The organism is Synechococcus sp. H70.1, from assembly GCF_047502705.1.
Taxonomy (GTDB): Bacteria; Cyanobacteriota; Cyanobacteriia; order Thermostichales; family Thermostichaceae; genus Thermostichus.
Genome location: NZ_JANSIV010000097.1, coordinates 40998 through 57885, shown reverse-complemented (window position 1 = coordinate 57885; position 16888 = coordinate 40998). Strand labels below are relative to the sequence as shown.

Here is a 16888-nt window from a genome sequence, read left to right as displayed (position 1 = left end):
ATCTGGCCCGACCGGGCGGAGGCCAAGGGGGATTGGCTAGAATGGAAAAAGAGCGTTGTGCCCCCACCTGCCCCTGTGATTGCCCTCTCTCTCAAGCCCGCCAACTGCTCCTGGAGCGTCCTCAGCTTTCCCTCCACCCTCTATACTCAGCCAGTTCTGGAGGTGTTAACTGCAAAAGTTCCCGCCCCCTGGAGAGCAGAGGTGCGTCTGGGCTTGCAAGAGGCAATCATCAACGCTGTTCGCCATGGCAATCGCCTAGATCCCAATAAGAGGGTGATTGTCGAGTACGCCAGCTCTGAGTGCTTGTACCAGTGGCTAGTGCGGGATCAGGGATCCGGCTTCCGTCCCCAGCAGGAGTTGCAGCGCTGCCGCTGCGGCCTTTTGGAAACAGAGGAATCGGGGCGGGGGATGCTCCTGCTTACCCAGATTTTTGATCTTGTGGAATGGAACGAGACGGGCAACCAAGTCTATTTGGCCAAGTACATTTACCCCGGCTGCCGGGATCCCTGGATCGTCTAGTACCACTGCCAAAACAGCTTGCCCCTTTGGAGAAGCCAGCGTCCCCGATCCGGGTAGGGAGCCTCAGACAGCCTCAGCGCCGTGGTGGCAAAGGCAAGGCGGGTGGATGACCAGCGGGATCCCGAGAGCTGTGGCAGCCAAGTTTCCAGTAAGTCCAGGGACCCATACCCATAGCCCAGGTTGCGGTGAGGGAGGGGAGCCACCAGGCGGCGCCAGGTGCGAGCAGCACTTAAGGGGGGATCCGCCAGGGCCGCTTCCAAGGCCGCCAGCGACGAAGCCAGATAAGAATAGCCTGCCCGGTCGGCGTGATACACCTGGGCCGAGAGGGACGCGAGCAGGGCTTGGGGAACAGCCTCGGCTGCCGGCTTGCTCCAGGCAGTAACAGGACCGTGTTTTGTTGAAAGAGAAACCACCTGCCAGCCTTGGGCGATGGCCCGCTGATCTAGGGTTGGCGCATCCGGCATCTCGCCAACCCACAGCCAAGCCGGCCCCTCATCGGTGGGCAGAAAGGCAAAAGCGAACTCTCCCCTTTCCGGCAGCAAGTGCTGCCAGGCCAGCTCCACCGGCAACGGCAACCGCTGCAGCCATTGGTCGGGATCCAGCTGCAGCCCCAGGAGGCTCAAGGGTTGCATCTGCCCCAAACTCTGCCAAAAGGTGCCCCAGTTCCCGCCGGACACCAGCGCTAGCGTCTCGTCGGGCAGGTGGCCAATAACCTGGGGACGAAAAGCTTCCTCCCTAGGCAGGGCAAAGTCGGCAGGCGTATGCCAAAGAGCAGCCGCTTCCGCCAGCAAGCCCTGAAAGCTCACTCCTAGCCCCAGCCCCACCGCCTGCAAGGTCAAACCTTCGGCGGAGGCCGGTTGCGGATTTTGCCAGAAGGCCCAACCCACCGGCGCTGGCTGCAGCAGCTGAATGACCTGCCGAAACCGCGGCTCTGCTAGCAGCGACAACTGCGGCACCTGCCAGGCATCGATGGCGGTGCGAATGGCAGCAGCCTGTTCCGCCAGCAGCACATAGCGCTCCCCGAAGAGGGCTGCTGCAAACCCCGGCAACCCTGGCAGCGGACTAGAGACCACCTGGATGCCCTTGTAGGTGTCCACCTGGACCGGCAGCCCAGCCAAACTCTGCCGCTCCCACAACAGGTTGAGCTCAAATTGCGCCAGCGCCGGGTTGCGGATTTCCAGGGCAACCAAGGTGCCCCCCTCCGTCAAACTGGCCAAGAGTGTACTCTTTCCCAGCCAGGGTTGCACCTCGCGCTCAAAATCCAGCGATCCTCCCGCCAAGAGGGATCCCAGCCATCCTGGACCCTCGCTGGAGAAAAACTTGCGCCACTGCTGGCGGGTAGCGCGTCGTTGGGGGGCGGGAGTTGCTGCTTGCCAAAAGGTCTGCAGCTCCTCCAGGGGAACAGCCAGCAGCAGGAGCGCCTGGGTAGAGCGGGGGGCCAGGCCCACAATTGGCGGCAGCTCCTGGCGAAGCAGCAACAGGGCTAGCGGACTTTGGGTAAGCAGCCAGGCGATCACCCCCACCGTCATGGCTGCCAGCAGGCCCAGCCCAATTAGAATGCCGCGCCAGCGTTGCCGTTGTCCCATACCTCTGTTCCCACTTTGGAATAGATGCCGTCTTGCCGTGAAGCCGGTAGTCAGCACTGCGTAATCATCTTACCTGGGAGGGGAAGTTAGCTCCCCTTGCTTGCCGTTGAAACAAGGGTTTCTTGGGGCAGCAGTGCGCCAAACCTTGCTGAGTGGGCGCTTTCCCTGGAGGCTGGGGCAAGGCTAAGATAGCGGAAAAGGTTGTGTTACCAGCCGGCCGATGCCCCTTGCCTCTGAGACTGAATCCTCGCAGCAAGCTGCGGCAACGCAGGCGCCTACACGGGTGCCCGATCCAGAGTTTCCCTACGAGGTCGAGATGACCTTGCTGGAGCACCTGGAGGAGCTGCGCCGCCGCCTCTTGGCCAGTCTCATTGCCGTGGCCCTGTGCATCGTTGCCTGTTTTCTGGGGGTGAACCGCCTTATCACCTTCCTGGAGGTGCCTGCCCAGGGAGTAACCTTTTTGCAGCTGGCGCCGGGCGAGTACTTCTTCGTCTCCCTCAAGGTAGCGGCGTATGCCGGTTTGCTCTTGGCCACGCCCTTTTTGCTCTACCAAATTGTCCGCTTTGTGTTGCCAGGGCTAAGCGTCAAAGAGATCAAGCTGCTGGGGCCGGTGGTGCTAGGGTCTAGCCTCTTGTTTGTGGCGGGCCTGGCTTTTGCCTACTACCTTCTCCTTCCGGCAGCGCTTAGCTTCTTTATTCACTATGGGGAGGGGGTGGTGGAGCAAGCCTGGTCCATCGAGCGCTACTTTGAGTTTGTGCTGCTGCTCTTGTTCAGCACTGGCTTGGCCTTTCAGGTACCGATTCTGCAGGGACTGCTGGGGGCTTTGGGGCTGGTAACTGCCGAGCAAATGCTCAAGGGCTGGCGCTACGTCGTCGTGGCTGCAGTGGTGGCAGGAGCCATTCTTACCCCCTCCACCGATCCCCTTACCCAGAGCCTTCTAGCCGGCGCCATCACTTTCCTGTACTTGTTGGGCGTCTTGCTGGTAAAGCTACTGGGTCAGTGACCACAGCCAGGGGCGCTGGCTTGGGCAGCCTGGCTTCCCGTTGGGGGAAAGCAGTTTGACTCTGGGAAGAAGGATGGACAAGCTCTACCTACTCACCAAGATACTTAGCGGTAACAGTCGCGACTGCAGCCCTGGTTAGGGCTGGGCTGCCAGCCTTAGGCGAAAACCGCACCCCTCTAGCAGCAGAGAGTCCCAGGGGGGTGCAAAGAGGGCTTGTCCAATCTGTCTTTGCTGGCGGGGGATCACCCCTGCCCCTACCCTACCTCAGGCGAGGGGGAGAGCTAGCTATGCGCCCCTGTTAAAGGGGTGCGGGCCAGGAGTGGCTTGCTGTTTTTCATCGCCAGTACCTGCGGCAGGGTCCTGGCCAGTACGGGCAGGAGGCAGCGCTCCCTGCTCCTCCTCCTGCTGGCTGGCAAAGAGGCTGCTGCTGCAAAAGTGGATTTTCTTGCTTTTGCGCAACGAGTTCTTAACATCACTGCTTCTATGCTTTCTTGGACTTTTTGCCCCAAAACAAACCCCTATCCCGCTAGAACTTACGATCCTTCCTATCCAGTCGGTAGCTACTGGGACAGCACGATAGCAGATTCCAGTTGGCGACACCCCGCCCCCCTGCAAGGGCAGGTGGAGGTCGAGGTAGCCATCATCGGGGGCGGATTCACAGGACTTTCGACAGCGCTGCACCTAGTTCGCGACTACGGTATTTCCGCCTGCCTGCTGGAGGCAGGATCCCTGGGCTGGGGGGCCTCGGGACGCAACGGCGGTTTCTGCGGCGTGGGGGCGAGCTGCCTTACCCATGCCCAGATGGTACGGCGGGTAGGGCTAGCCGAGACAGAGCGCTACTACCGGGATCAGTGGCAAGCGGTGGAAACCGTTCAAGAGCTGGCTGCTACCGAGGGCTTTTCCCTGGATGCCCAAGGCCAGGGTTGGTACGCGGTGGCCCATCGCCCCAGCGCTTGGCGGGAGTTGGAGGCGGAATACGAGATCTACACTCAGGTGGCCGGCTACCCGGTTCAGCTCCTTAGCCCCAAAGAGCTGCGGGAGCGGGGCTTCGATAGCCGGGAGAATTACGGCGCTCTCCACATCGGCATTGGGTTTGGCCTCAACCCCCTCAAGCTTACCCAGGGGCTGGCCCAGGCTGCCCGCAGGTGGGGAGCCCAGCTATACAGCGCTAGCCCGGTTATTGCCTGGGAAAAAGTAGGATCCCGCCACCTTTGCCATACGCCAGGGGGGACAGTGCGGGCGCGCCATCTGGTAATTGCAACCAACGGCTACACCCCAGCCCAACTCTATCCCCAGCTGGCGGGATCCCTCCTGCCGGTACTTTCCAATATTGTGGTGACCCGCCCCCTGACAGCGGAGGAGCAAAAAGCCCAGGGTTGGTGGGATCCGACCCCTATCTACGACACACGGCGGCTTCTGTTTTACTACCGCCTCTTGCCCGATGGGCGGCTGCTGTTTGGGGGACGGGATGCCACCTGCGATAGCCCAGCGAAACGCCTGGGTCTGCGGGCTTGGATGGCGCGGCAGCTCTACCGCCTCTTTCCCGCCTGGGAGGGGGTGGAGATTGAGTACGCCTGGAATGGTTTGGTTTGCCTTTCCCGCGAGCTACATCCCCACATTGGCCCTTCGCCGACAGACCCTAGCCTCTGGTACGGCCTGGCCTACCACGGCAGCGGCGTGGCCACAGGGGTGTGGGCAGGCAAAATTTTGGCTCAGGATATTGCCGGTCATCGACCCCAGATCAGCGGCCTTTTTCGTCAGCCGCCGCGTGTTTTTCCTTTCCCTTGGTTGCGGCTTCACTACCTACGGTTGGTCTATCTTTGGTGGCAGTTGATAGACGGCTAGCTCCTCAACCAACTGTGCGGGAGAAGTCCTTGGGCACTGCCGCAGCCCTGTCGTAACCTAGTCCTAGTTTGGCCGGAGAAAGCCGCCTAGCTGTCTTTACCAGTTTTTCCTCTGAGGTGCCTCGTGCTGTCCCCATCTAGCTCCCTCCCCCTGGAGCCAACCGCTCCTTTGGTTTCCCGCCCCCGCCGCCTCTTCCTAGGGAGGCTGGGGCTTGCTCTGCTGCTTGGCCTGCCCGCTATGGTTTTGCCCTGGCCTGCCTTTGCCCAAATTGCCGGATCCCTGCTCAACCCTCTGGTGGCCGCCTGGATTCGCTCCGAGGTGCAGCAGGTGGAAAACTTGCAGGTGCAGATTGCGGGTTCTGACGCCCAGATTCTTAACGGCCAGATCCCTCAGGCCCAGGTCTCAGGAGACAACCTCATCTACCAAGGCTTCCAGATCAGCCATCTGCGGCTGCGGGGCCAGGACATTCGCCTCAATGTGGGAGAAGCCATCCAGGGGCGTAGCCCCCTGCGGCTGTTGGCCCCTGTGCCCGTGCAGGTAAGCCTGCGCCTCACGGAGGCAGACTTGAATCGCACCCTTCAGGCTCCCCTCATCCAGTCGCAACTGGCCCAAGCCCAGGTGCAACTGCCCTTTGGAAAGCAAACGGTTCCCTTTTTCATCCGCCAACCCCAGGTTGCCCTAGAGCCAGGGCGGCTGCGCATCCAAGCCCAACTAATGACTCCTGAGGGGGCAGCGGTGCCAGTTACAGTGCTAACTGGGCTGCAAGCCCAGGGCCCTAACCAGTTGCGACTGGTTAACCCTGTCTGGGTAAGTGAAGGCCAGGAGATCCCTATCCCTGGCCTGGCAGATTTTCCCATCCAGTTGGATCCAGCGGTGCGCATTGATCGCTTGGAGCTGCAGTCTGGCCAAATCCTTTACGAGGGGATGTTGGTCATCTACCCGGAGTCGGTGACGCCACCCCAGGGGTAGGTGGTGCCAAAGCTTGCTGCGGAGAAGCCTAGCTGCAGTTGAAGGGGGATCCCAAGGTCCCTGAGCAAAGGGAAGCACTGCCCTGGTTGGAAAAACCCTCCCAAACGGTCGATAATAGGCCAACGTGCTACTTTTCAATCTTCTCAAAACTGTGGCCTTGACTTGCTCACCACCCTCACGCTTTGCTCAAGCCATTCAGCGGGGAGAGTTTCTGCTCACCGCTGAGATTACCCCCCCTAAGGGATCCGACACCACTGCCATGCTGGCTTTGGCCCAGCAGCTCAAGCAGCGGGTGCACGCCATCAACATTACTGACTCCAACCGAGCTGTTGCTCGCATGAGCCCCTTGGCCGCCTCGCTGCTGCTGCACCAGGCGGGCATTGAGCCCATCCTGCAACTGGCCTGCCGGGATCGCAACCGCTTGGCTCTCCAGGGGGATTTGCTAGGAGCTTCAGCCCTTGGCCTGCGCAATGTTCTAGCCCTAACGGGGGATCCCATTCACATTGGGGATTGCCCCGATGCTCGAGCCGTCTTTGACCTGGAGTCGGTGCGCCTGCTGCAGCTTATCCAGCGCCTTAACAACGGCCTTGACTGTAACGGCAAGCCCCTTCCTGACGGCGGCACTTGTCTGTTTCCGGGAGCAGCAGTAGAGCCGCAATCTCCCAGCTTTTCGGGTCTGGAGCGGCGCTTCTACCGCAAGCTGGAGAACGGAGCCCAGTTTTTCCAAAGCCAGATGGTGACTGACTTCGAGCAACTGGAGCGCTTCATGGACAAGCTGGGCCGCCCCGCCGGCAAGCCTATCCTGGCCGGCATCTTCCTGCTCAAATCCGCCAAAAATGCCCTGTTCATCAACCGCAACTTGCCAGGGGTTCGCATCCCAGAGGAGGTCATCCAACGGCTGGCCAACGCTCCCCATCCCCTAGAAGAAGGGATCCGCATCGCTGCCGAACAGGTGCGCCAGGCCCGCCAAATCTGCCACGGGGTGCACCTCATGGCCGTCAAGGCCGAACATCTCATCCCCCGCATTCTTGACGAGGCGGGGATCCCGCCTCTGAGCAGCTAGCTCAGCACCTGCTCCAAGCCATAGACCAATCCCTTGAGCTGCAACACCTTGCGAATGCCTAGGATTACCCCCGGCATGAAGGCCACCCGGTCGGTGATGTCGTGTCTCAAGGTTAGCGTCTGCCCCATGCCGCCGAAGATCACCTCTTGGTGGGCAACTAGTCCCGGCAGGCGAACGCTGTGGATGGGAATGTTGGGGCCAGGGATCCCTCCCCGCGCGCCAGGAATCAGCTCTTTTTCTTCCACCTCGGGGGGATTGAACGCCTTGCCCAGTTGCCCCAGGCGCTGGGCCGTCTGCAGAGCTGTGCCACTGGGAGCATCAGCCTTGCGGTTGTGGTGTAGCTCGACAATTTCCACGTGATCGAAATATTGGGCTGCCTGCAGGGCCATCTGCTGCAGCAGGATCATGCCGATAGCAAAGTTGGGCGCAATCAGGCAGCCCACCCCCGCCTTGTCTGCCAGATCCCGCAACCGCTCCAGTTGCTCTGGCGTCAGGCCTGTCGTCCCCACCACTGGCCGCACCCCAAAAGCAATTGCCGAGCGGACATTTTCATACACAGAGCGCGGATGAGTAAAGTCCACCATCACCCCCCGGCTGCTCTGCTGCGACAGCCGCAGCAGCTGCCCTGCCAGGTCGTCACTAATTGCCACTCCCAACGATCCCAGACCCAGCACCTCACCAATATCTGCACCCAGTTGCGAGCGGGCCACCGCCCCGACCAACCTCATGTCGGGGGTTTGAGCTACCGCGCGTACCACCTCCCGCCCCATTTTGCCCAGGGCTCCTACTACCACAACTGGGATGGGCTCAGAAGTGGCTGCCTCCTGGCAAGGGTCGGTTTCCTTGTGCACAGCCCCTGTTGTCACTGCCTGTCCCCCAGAAAGCTAGAGATCCACCAGCAGGCCCTCACAACTTCACCTCAATGTCCACCCCTGCCGGCAGGTCTAGCTTCATCAAAGCATCAATGGTTTTGGAAGAGGGGGAATAGATATCGATAATGCGCCGGTGGGTGCGGATTTCAAAATGTTCCCGCGAGTTCTTGTCGATGTGGGGAGAACGCAGCACACAGTAGAGGCGGCGCCGCGTTGGCAGAGGGATCGGGCCCACTGGCACTGCCTCTGTCCGGCGCGCTGTCTCCACAATTTTGTCGCAGGAAGTATCCAGCAGCCGATGGTCGTAGGCCTGTAGGCGGATGCGAATTTTCTGTTGGGTTAAGGTAGCCATACTCAGAGAAAGCAGAGTGTACTCCAAAGCAATAGGGATTGAGCCTTCTGGAGCAACCAGTGCCCAATCCCTGCTAAGAGCCAGTAGCTTACTTCAGGATCTTGGAGACTACCCCAGCTCCAACCGTCCGACCGCCCTCACGGATGGCAAAGCGCATCCCTTGCTCAATGGCAATGGGTCGGATTAGCTCCACCGTCATTCTCACTCGGTCACCCGGCATCACCATCTCCGGCTTCGAGCCATCGTCAGCCGTAAAGGAGGAAATGGTGCCAGTGACGTCGGTGGTACGCACGTAGAACTGGGGACGATAGCCGGCAAAGAAAGGTGTGTGGCGGCCTCCCTCTTCTTTGGTGAGGACATAGACCTCCGACTCGAATTGAGTGTGGGGGGTGATGGTTTTGGGCTGGGCCAGGACCATGCCCCGCTCCACCTCGTTCTTCTGAATACCCCGCAGAAGGACGCCGACGTTGTCGCCCGCAATCCCCTCGTCTAGAGTCTTCTGGAACATCTCCAGACCCGTGACGGTGGTGGAACGGGTCTCCCGCAATCCAACTATCTCTACCGTATCCCCCACCTTGATGCGGCCGCGCTCAATCCGGCCTGTTACCACCGTACCGCGACCTGTAATCGAGAAGACATCCTCTATCGCCATCAGGAAGGGCTTGTCCACCTCCCGTACCGGCGTTGGAATGTAAGAGTCGACCGCATCCATCAACTCATAGATCTTGTCCACCCAGGGATCCTCCCCTCGTTGGGTTTTGGGGTTGGCCTGCATCTTCTCCAGAGCCTTCAGAGCAGATCCCCTGACAATTGGGATTTCGTCGCCAGGGAAATCGTACTTGGAGAGGAGCTCCCGCACCTCCAGTTCCACCAGCTCCAGCAGCTCCTCGTCGTCTACCATGTCCACTTTGTTGAGGAAGACCACGATGCTGGGCACTCCTACCTGGCGGGCCAGCAGGATGTGCTCCCGCGTCTGCGGCATCGGCCCGTCGGCTGCCGAGACCACCAGGATGGCCCCGTCCATCTGGGCCGCACCCGTGATCATGTTTTTCACGTAGTCGGCGTGGCCAGGGCAGTCCACATGGGCGTAGTGACGCTTCTCCGTCTGGTACTCCACGTGGGCAGTGTTGATGGTGATGCCACGGGCTCTCTCCTCTGGCGCCGCGTCGATCTCGTCGTAGCGCTTGGGTGTCGCTTGGCCAAGGGCAGCCAAGGTCATGGTAATGGCGGCGGTCAACGTTGTCTTACCGTGGTCGACGTGGCCAATGGTGCCAACGTTGACGTGGGGTTTGGTCCGTTCGAACTTAGGGCGTGCCATGTATCGTCACTTCCTTTTGGTTTCAGCTAGCTACGTTTCCTTTACTTTTGGCAATGATGGCTTCCGCGATACTGCGAGGAACCTCCTCGTAGTGGCTGAACTCCATCGTAAAGATGCCCCGCCCTTGCGTCTTGGAGCGGATGTCAGTGGCATACCCAAACATCTCCGCCAAGGGAACCTTGGCAGTGACCTTAGAAATGCCACCCTCCGTTGTCATCCCCTCCATTTGACCGCGGCGGGCGTTGATATCCCCGATAACATCCCCGACAAAGGCTTCGGGCACTTCCACCTCCACCTTCATCACAGGTTCTAAGAGTACGGGGTTGGCCCTGCGAGCGGCTTCCTTGAGAGCCAGGGAGCCAGCAATCTTAAAGGCCATCTCGCTGGAGTCCACCTCATGGAAGGAGCCGTCCACCAGGGTGACCCGGATATCAATCAGCGGATAGCCAGCCAATACTCCAGACTCGCAGGCTTCGCGGATCCCTTGCTCTGCAGGTGGAATGTATTCTTTAGGAATGACCCCACCCACAATTTTGGAGACAAACTCAAAGCCTGTACCTGGCTCTGCCGGCTCCAGGTCAATGACCACGTGCCCGTACTGACCGCGGCCACCGGTTTGGCGGATAAACTTCCCTTCCACGCGGCTAACTGCCTTGCGGATGGTTTCGCGGTAGGCCACCTGCGGGTTGCCAACATTGGCCTCCACGTTGAACTCCCGCAGCATCCGATCCACCAAAATCTCCAGGTGGAGCTCACCCATGCCGGAGATGATAGTTTGGTTGGTCTCTGGATCCACGGAGACGCGAAAGGTGGGATCCTCCTTGGCCAAGGCCTGCAGCGCCCTCGAGAGCTTGTCAACATCTGCCTTGGTTTTGGGCTCAATCGCCACTGAGATCACTGGCTCTGGGATGTAGAGGGATTCTAGGATTACCGGAGCATTTTCGTCGCAGAGGGTATCGCCGGTGGTGGTATCTTTCAGCCCCAACACCGCTCCCAGATCCCCTGCCCGCAGCTCGTCTACATCTAGGCGCTCATCTGCCTTGAGCACCACCAGTCGCGAGATGCGCTCCTTCTTGTTTTTGGTGGAGTTAAGCACATAAGTGCCCTTGGTCAGGACCCCAGAGTAGACGCGGATAAAGGTAAGATCCCCATACTTGTCGCTCATCAACTTAAAAGCAAGGGCGGAGAAAGGCTCCTCGTCGCTGGCCTTGCGTGACACTTCCGTGCCATCCGGGAGGATGCCTTTGATAGCCGGAATGTCAACAGGGGAGGGGAGGTAGTCCACCACCGCATCCAGGAGCAACTGGATGCCTTTGTTCTTGAAGGCAGAGCCACACAGGACAGGTACAATTTGACCGCTGATGGTTCCCTTGCGCAGACCCAGCATCAGGTCTGCCTCGCTGAGATCCTCCTCAGCAAAATACTTTTCCATTAGGCTTTCATCGACTTCAGCCACTGCCTCCACCAGCTTGGCCCGGTACTCCGCAGCTAGATCCTTGATTTCTTCTGGGATCGGCTCGGAGCGAATGTCCTTGCCAATCTCATCCATGTAGATACGGGCCCGCATGCGCACCAGATCAACGATGCCGCGAAAGTCTTCCTCCGCTCCAATAGGCAGCTGAATAGGAATGGCATTGGCTTTAAGGCGCTCCCGGATCTGGTTGCAAACCCTGAGGAAATTGGCCCCCATGCGATCCATTTTGTTGACAAAGGCAATGCGGGGCACATTGTAGCGATTGGCCTGGCGCCAGACTGTCTCCGACTGCGGCTGCACGCCTGCTACGGAGTCAAAGACCGCAATCACGCCGTCCAACACCCGCATGGAGCGCTCCACCTCAATGGTGAAGTCCACGTGACCAGGTGTATCGATGATGTTGATGGTGTACTCAGGTGCACCGGCGAGAGGCTGGGAGGGGTTGTCCGGATCCCGCTTGGTCCAGCGGGTAGTGATGGCTGCAGCGGTGATGGTGATACCCCGTTCCCGCTCCTGTTCCATCCAATCGGTTACCGTGGTTCCCTCGTGAACCTCCCCCATCTTATGCACTAGGCCCGAATAAAAAAGAATCCGCTCCGTCGTCGTCGTCTTGCCGGCATCGATGTGAGCTGCGATGCCGATGTTGCGGACTCGTTCCAGGGGAACTGTGCGTGCCACGTTAACCTCCCACTCCTCGTCGCCCTGCGACTTAGGCAGAAAAACCTTTACAATTCTAACCTCTTTCGCCAAGTTTTCTCCAGATCCCGACCCTCTCCTGGGCCCTAGAGAGGGATACCCGCTGGCTAGACAAGCTCAGTAGCGGTAGTGAGCAAACGCCTTGTTAGCCTCAGCCATGCGATGGACTTCTTCTCGCCGACGGATGGCACCACCGGTTTCGTTGGCTGCATCGATAATCTCGTTGGCCAGCTTAGCCGACATCGTACGGCCTGAACGAGCGCGGGCAAAGGTAACCAGCCAACGCAGCGCTAGCGAGGTACCCCGCTCTGGCCTTACTTCCACTGGAACTTGGTAGGTGGCCCCACCCACCCGCCGCGCTTTGACCTCCACTAGGGGGGTAGCGTTGCGCACCGCATTTTCCAGGACGGCCAGCGGCTCTTGACCGGTGCGCTCCCGCACAATTTCCAAAGCCTCATAGAGGATTCTAGCGGCCAGGGAGGCCTTGCCCCTCAGCATCAACTTGCGGATGAGCATGGTAACCAAACGGCTCCTGTATTTGGGATCAGGGGGCACTTCACGACGAGGGGCACGGTTGCGGCGAGACATAGGACCAAGAAAGTGCAGGGTAGGAAACTGACCTTGAGGGAAAGCTATTTCTTCTTGCCTGCAGCAGCAGGAGCTTGGCCTGGTTTGGGTCGCTTTGTTCCGTATTTGGAGCGGCCTTGCTTGCGGTCTTTGACCCCTGCAGCATCCAGGGCACCGCGGATGATGTGGTAGCGCACGCCAGGTAAGTCTTTTACCCGTCCGCCGCGCACCAAAACTACTGAGTGCTCTTGTAAATTATGGCCAATGCCTGGAATGTAAGCTGTGACTTCAAAGCCAGAGGTCAGGCGAACCCGTGCCACCTTCCGCAGGGCGGAGTTGGGCTTTTTGGGCGTTGTCGTGTACACTCGCGTGCAAACTCCCCGCCGCTGCGGACACCCTTTTAGAGCAGGCGACTTGCTCTTGCGAGCGGCCACTTCGCGCTCTTTGCGAATTAGTTGCTGAATGGTGGGCATGGGTTGGCTAAGAAGGCTAGCTCTGATGATTTGGCAGTACCTAATCCTAGCAAGCAGGGATCCCGCCGTCAACTTTGTGAGCTGTCTAGCCCTCCCCTTGCGGCTAGACTGAGCCTAGCAGTGGAACCTGGCCATGAAGTGGCTGGATTGGTGGATTGCGCTTCCCTGTCCGCTCTGCCAACGCCCGGCTAGGGCTGTGTTTTGTCGAGATTGCCAGAGGCGGCTGCAGGCGGAGCGGCTCGACTCTTGGCCGGTCACCACTTCGCCTTGGCCGCTTTATGCCTGGGGGATCCACCGGGGAGCGCTGCGCAGGGCCCTCTATTGCCTGAAATATGAAGGACAGCGGCGCATAGGGGCGGTTTTGGGGGAATGGCTGGGATCCCGCTGGCTCGAAAGCCGGCAACCCTCTTCAGGCTCTCGTAAAGCCTACGGTTCGGACTATACGGTAGTCCCCATCCCGCTGCATGCGGAGCGCCTGCGGCAACGGGGCTACAATCAGGCGGCCCTGATTAGCCAAGCCTTTTGTGAGCGGACGGGTCTAAGACATTTACCTGAAGCTCTGGTGCGGGTGCGGGCCACGGCAGCCCAATACGAGCTCAACCCGCTGCAACGCCAGCAAAATTTGGCAGGCGCCTTTGCCCTCCAGCACGCTCCCGCCACCCCAGTTCTGTTGGTGGATGACATTTACACCACTGGCTCTACTGTCCAAGCGGCGCAGCAGGTCTTGGTTGCTGCTGGGATCCCTGTGGCCGGGGTGATTGTTGTGGCCAAGGCGCAGCCGGCTGCCCACCGCCCCACTCTGCCCTGGGAGCTCCGACGGCGTGGCCAGGTTTAACTATTGGGCCTGGTGCACGGCTGCCTGCCGGGGATCCACGTTGAGGAACACCGTGGCCTCCCCCTCGACGCGAATAATACGCAGAGGTGGCAACGCGTCCGTTGGGTTTTGGATGCGCTCCTGCAGCTTTTCGTAAAACAGCAGATCCGCCAGTTGTGCGTTTTCCGCTGCCGCTTGGCCTTTGAGCTCGATGGCCCGCTGGTTGGCTGCTGCCAAGATCAAAAGCCGCTCAGTTTCTTTTTGTTGAATTTGCGCCCGCACCGCTGCTGTTTGCGCCGTAATCGAGGCCACTTGTTTGCGTTCAATGGAATCTCGCAGAGCTTGGGGAAAATCGGGATAGCCCAAGAAAAGGCCCTCTACTTCTATCAGGGGCAAAGATTGCCCATTGCGGTTAACGCTGGGCATCTCTTGGCGGATCAAATCCAAGGCCTGCTGCTCGATAGCAGCCCGCTGGCTTTTGCGGTAGAAATCTTCGGAATCGAAGGAGGCAGAAACATCCCGGATTTTGGAGCGCACCACCGGCACCACCACTGTGGAAAGATACTTCTCGCCGATGGTGGCATGCAGCTCGTCTAGGGTAGCAACGTTGGGCTTGAGGGCAATGGCCACATCAACGGCAAAGGCCTGCCCGTCCGCCGTGTTTACTGCAATGGCATTGCTGATGGCATTGGCCGAGTGGGGGTCGTTGGTAAACTCCCAAACGCGGGTGAGCACGGTGTAGGTGATTGGCGTCTCGATCCCGGGGATCCGGAACATCACCCCCGGCAATTCTACCCGCCCCTTTTGCAGCCCAGAAAAGGTGTTGAACACTACGGTGGCATGGCCGGGCAAAGTAACATACAGGCAGGCGCGGAGCATTCCCAAAGCTGCTAAGAGAGTGATCCCGCCCAAAGTTAGCCAGCAGACCTGACTCTGCGCTCCTCCTGTTGAATACATAGTGGCTGATCCCGTTTTGAGGTTTGAGAAAAGAGCTGGGGCAGATGGAGCCACGCCCAAAAACTGTCCTTTTTCTGGTGGGTTTTCTACTTGGTGATCAACGTTTCCAGCCGGGATCCCAAGACGGAGGCTTTCACTACCTCTAGGTACTTGGGGTTCTGGGTGAGGGCCTGGGCCTTGGCTCGCAATTGGCCAGCCTCGGCCTCGGCTTGAGCAATGATGCTGCGGGCATCTTGGCGCGCCTGCTCGATCTCAAATTGCTTTTGCGCCAGTTGGTTTTCGGCGATGGTCTTGGCTTCAATAGCAGCTACAAAATCGGGATCAAAATCCACATCCCGCAGCAGAAAGTCCAAAACCTCGATGCCGTATCCCTTCAGCAAAAGAGCCACCCGTTCGCGAATTTGGCCCTGGAGCACTGGGCGCTCGGTAGAATAAAGGGCTTGGGCAGAAAAGCCGCTAGTCTCGTTCAAAACTACCGACCGAACAATAGGAGCAACGCGATCCAAGTAGTTCTCCCCCAGTTGGGTGTAGACTTTGGGAGCGTCGACAATCCGAAACTGGAGCGTTGCCTCCACTTGAATTTGCTGGCCATCCTGCGAGAGGGCTACTAGCCGCGGTGCATAGGCACTGGGGTCATCATCTTTCCAGGTGAGGGCCTGGGCCTTCACATCAAAGGTCACTGTGCGCGAGACAAAGGGCGGTACCCAGTGGAGGCCTGGCTGCAGGGGTGTTGGGCTCACCCCTCCCCCCCAGGTAAATAGCACCATGTTCTCGCCGTTGCCCACCAAGCGCAGCGGCCTACCTGCTGCCAGCAGGACCACCACAGCTCCACCCAGGATGGCCTTGGGCAACCACTGACCGACTTGCCTTTCCCAGCCTTCCGCTTGCATCGTTCCTTCTGCTGCTCTGCAGCCATTTTGCAGCTCTCTCCCAAGAGGAGGGAGGGTTTTCTTTATCTCTTAAGCTTTCTCAGCTTTGGCTTGCATAGTCTTTGGAGGCAAGTCCTGCCCAAGTTCACAAAAGATTACTTCACAATCTGCAAAGACCTAGGATAAGCCGGCAAAAAAGGGAAGAAGATTAAAACATAATAAAGATTTGGGTTGCCGTTCATGCTGCCTACTATTGACTACGAGCGGCGAGATATCCAGGTGTCACCCTCCTGCATTGCCGTTGCCGCTCGGGCCTTGATCCGGCAGGGGGTATCTGTCTGCTGGCGGGAAGACAGTCTGTCCGCCCTGATTCGTCTGGGCTCCAAAGGAGCCAGCGATCGAGCTGCCATTTTGCTGGTGGAAATGAGCTTGATGGGCCAGCCAGAGGAGCTGAAAAACTGGCTGGAGATGTGCTGGCAACTGCCCGCCTATCGCCGCGAGGCGCTGCGGGTGCGCGGGTAAGGGATCCCAGGAGAGGCGCGCCAGTCTCCTTCTGATGGTTGCTGGGGTTTTCCAAGGCGTACCAGGAGGGGGAAAGGAGGTGATAGGGCCCCCAAATTAGCTCCTACAGCAGCCCCCTGGCCTTGAGAAGCCGCGCCAAGCTAGCCAAGGCGGGAGCTTCTCTTCCCCGTCTTTTCCTCCAGATGGCTGACCTCAAACGGCTAACTAAACCCAGATCCCTGGGACTTCCGACTCGTCTACCCAGCCCGGAGGGATCCGAACCTGAAAGTCCCCTGGGATCCCTAACCGTGGAGCAAGCGCTGCAAAATAGTCTTGAGGTTATTTCTGGCCCAGCGAGCCTATGAACTTTTTGCAGCAGTATGTCTTTCCCGCTCTGCTTCTCCTGGTGTTTCTATTTACTCTGGTGGTGGTGAGTATCCGCTCGTTTCTCCCCCAAGATATGGCTCAGCCTGCACCGAGGGAGGAAGCAACTTCTATAGCTCTTTCTGCTTGCTGGATGCCTGGCTATGTCGAAAGCTGAGATCCCTTTGCCTGCTGGCTACCGTTGGCGCATCGGCTCTGTGTGGGATCGGCCTTGGGTGCGGCGGGGATTGCAGGCCACCCTACAGGAATCTTTCCCTGAGCAAAAGCACTGGGATCACCTTGAGGAGACGTTGGACCGCTTCTTCGATCCCCCACGTACCCCCTGCTGGTGGATCTTGAAAGAAGAAACAGGAGAACCTGTGGGTGGGGTTTGGGCTGGCATCTCCACCGATCAAGCTACCTATCAACGGGTGGCCTATGTTTTTTTGCTCTGGGTGGACCCCACTCACCGCCGGCGCGGACTGGGGAGAGCTTTGATGCAACAAGTGGAACAGTGGGGATTGCAGCAGCAGTTGGCAGCCATCACCCTACAGGTTTATCGCCACAACCAGGCCGCCCTCAACTTCTACAAACGGACTCACTTCTCCGTACAAGGCTACTGGCTGTACAAACCGCTCGGCACTGCC

Annotated in this window: 17 protein-coding genes; 8 read left to right on the top strand and 9 right to left on the bottom strand. The window is 59.2% G+C overall.

Going from position 1 to position 16888, the window contains the following annotated elements:
* Nucleotides 1-57 precede the first annotated feature (57 nt).
* Nucleotides 58-519 (top strand): ATP-binding protein, encoded by a 462-nt coding sequence (locus tag NW827_RS07375; protein ID WP_414362419.1) that lies wholly within the window; start codon nucleotides 58-60, stop codon nucleotides 517-519.
* On the opposite strand, the gene NW827_RS07370 is transcribed toward NW827_RS07375, so the two are convergent.
* Nucleotides 516-2105: a DUF3352 domain-containing protein gene (locus NW827_RS07370; RefSeq protein ID WP_414404293.1), complete on the bottom strand. Its 1590-nt coding sequence runs from the start codon at nucleotides 2103-2105 to the stop codon at nucleotides 516-518. The genes NW827_RS07375 and NW827_RS07370 overlap by 4 nt on opposite strands.
* A gap of 220 nt (nucleotides 2106-2325) precedes the next feature.
* Between NW827_RS07370 and tatC the strand changes: the two genes are divergently transcribed.
* The 4 genes from tatC (at nucleotide 2326) to NW827_RS07350 (ending at nucleotide 6985) form a co-directional block, all read left to right on the top strand.
* On the top strand, nucleotides 2326-3108 hold the full coding sequence (gene tatC, locus NW827_RS07365; RefSeq protein ID WP_414404294.1) for a twin-arginine translocase subunit TatC: 783 nt from the start codon (nucleotides 2326-2328) through the stop codon (nucleotides 3106-3108).
* 621 nt (nucleotides 3109-3729) lie between these two features.
* Complete coding sequence (locus NW827_RS07360) at nucleotides 3730-4953, top strand: NAD(P)/FAD-dependent oxidoreductase (protein WP_414503501.1); 1224 nt, start codon at nucleotides 3730-3732, stop codon at nucleotides 4951-4953.
* A gap of 168 nt (nucleotides 4954-5121) precedes the next feature.
* Entirely contained in the window at nucleotides 5122-5922 is an 801-nt protein-coding gene (locus NW827_RS07355; RefSeq protein WP_414503500.1) for a DUF2993 domain-containing protein, read from the top strand.
* Nucleotides 5923-6073: 151 nt separating this feature from the next.
* Nucleotides 6074-6985, top strand: coding sequence for a methylenetetrahydrofolate reductase (locus NW827_RS07350; RefSeq protein WP_414404334.1), 912 nt, complete (start codon nucleotides 6074-6076; stop codon nucleotides 6983-6985).
* Here the strand turns inward: NW827_RS07350 and dapB are convergent.
* The 6 genes from dapB to rpsL form a co-directional block, all read right to left on the bottom strand.
* A complete protein-coding gene (gene dapB, locus NW827_RS07345; protein WP_414404335.1) occupies nucleotides 6982-7755 on the bottom strand; it encodes a 4-hydroxy-tetrahydrodipicolinate reductase in 774 nt (257 codons plus the stop codon). The two genes, NW827_RS07350 and dapB, sit on opposite strands and share 4 nt — an antisense overlap.
* Nucleotides 7756-7891: 136 nt before the next feature.
* Nucleotides 7892-8209 (bottom strand): 30S ribosomal protein S10, encoded by a 318-nt coding sequence (gene rpsJ, locus NW827_RS07340; RefSeq protein ID WP_414362414.1) that lies wholly within the window; start codon nucleotides 8207-8209, stop codon nucleotides 7892-7894.
* Between the two features lie 88 nt (nucleotides 8210-8297).
* Nucleotides 8298-9527, bottom strand: coding sequence for an elongation factor Tu (tuf, locus tag NW827_RS07335; RefSeq protein ID WP_414404297.1), 1230 nt, complete (start codon nucleotides 9525-9527; stop codon nucleotides 8298-8300).
* 22 nt (nucleotides 9528-9549) lie between these two features.
* Nucleotides 9550-11679 (bottom strand): elongation factor G, encoded by a 2130-nt coding sequence (fusA, locus tag NW827_RS07330; protein ID WP_414404298.1) that lies wholly within the window; start codon nucleotides 11677-11679, stop codon nucleotides 9550-9552.
* 135 nt (nucleotides 11680-11814) lie between these two features.
* The gene (gene rpsG, locus NW827_RS07325) at nucleotides 11815-12285 is read right to left on the bottom strand and encodes a 30S ribosomal protein S7 (protein ID WP_414404299.1); all 471 of its coding nucleotides are present in this window, start codon (nucleotides 12283-12285) and stop codon (nucleotides 11815-11817) included.
* A 44-nt stretch (nucleotides 12286-12329) separates the two neighbouring features.
* Nucleotides 12330-12737: a 30S ribosomal protein S12 gene (rpsL, locus tag NW827_RS07320; protein WP_414362410.1), complete on the bottom strand. Its 408-nt coding sequence runs from the start codon at nucleotides 12735-12737 to the stop codon at nucleotides 12330-12332.
* Between the two features lie 133 nt (nucleotides 12738-12870).
* Between rpsL and NW827_RS07315 the strand changes: the two genes are divergently transcribed.
* Complete coding sequence (locus tag NW827_RS07315; RefSeq protein WP_414404300.1) at nucleotides 12871-13572, top strand: ComF family protein; 702 nt, start codon at nucleotides 12871-12873, stop codon at nucleotides 13570-13572.
* Here the strand turns inward: NW827_RS07315 and NW827_RS07310 are convergent, their stop codons facing one another.
* Together NW827_RS07310 and NW827_RS07305 are read right to left on the bottom strand one after the other, a co-directional pair.
* Nucleotides 13573-14508, bottom strand: a complete 936-nt coding sequence (locus NW827_RS07310; RefSeq protein WP_414404301.1) for a prohibitin family protein — start codon at nucleotides 14506-14508, stop codon at nucleotides 13573-13575.
* An 86-nt stretch (nucleotides 14509-14594) separates the two neighbouring features.
* Nucleotides 14595-15398 carry a prohibitin family protein gene (locus tag NW827_RS07305; protein ID WP_414362407.1) on the bottom strand — a complete coding sequence of 268 codons (804 nt, stop codon included), beginning with the start codon at nucleotides 15396-15398 and terminating at the stop codon, nucleotides 14595-14597.
* 219 nt (nucleotides 15399-15617) lie between these two features.
* On the opposite strand from NW827_RS07305, the gene NW827_RS07300 reads away from it, so the two are divergent.
* Both NW827_RS07300 and NW827_RS07295 read left to right on the top strand, forming a co-directional pair.
* A complete protein-coding gene (locus NW827_RS07300; protein ID WP_414503499.1) occupies nucleotides 15618-15899 on the top strand; it encodes a hypothetical protein in 282 nt (93 codons plus the stop codon).
* 506 nt (nucleotides 15900-16405) lie between these two features.
* On the top strand, nucleotides 16406-16888 hold a 483-nt coding region (locus tag NW827_RS07295), incomplete at its 3' end, for a GNAT family N-acetyltransferase (protein ID WP_414503498.1).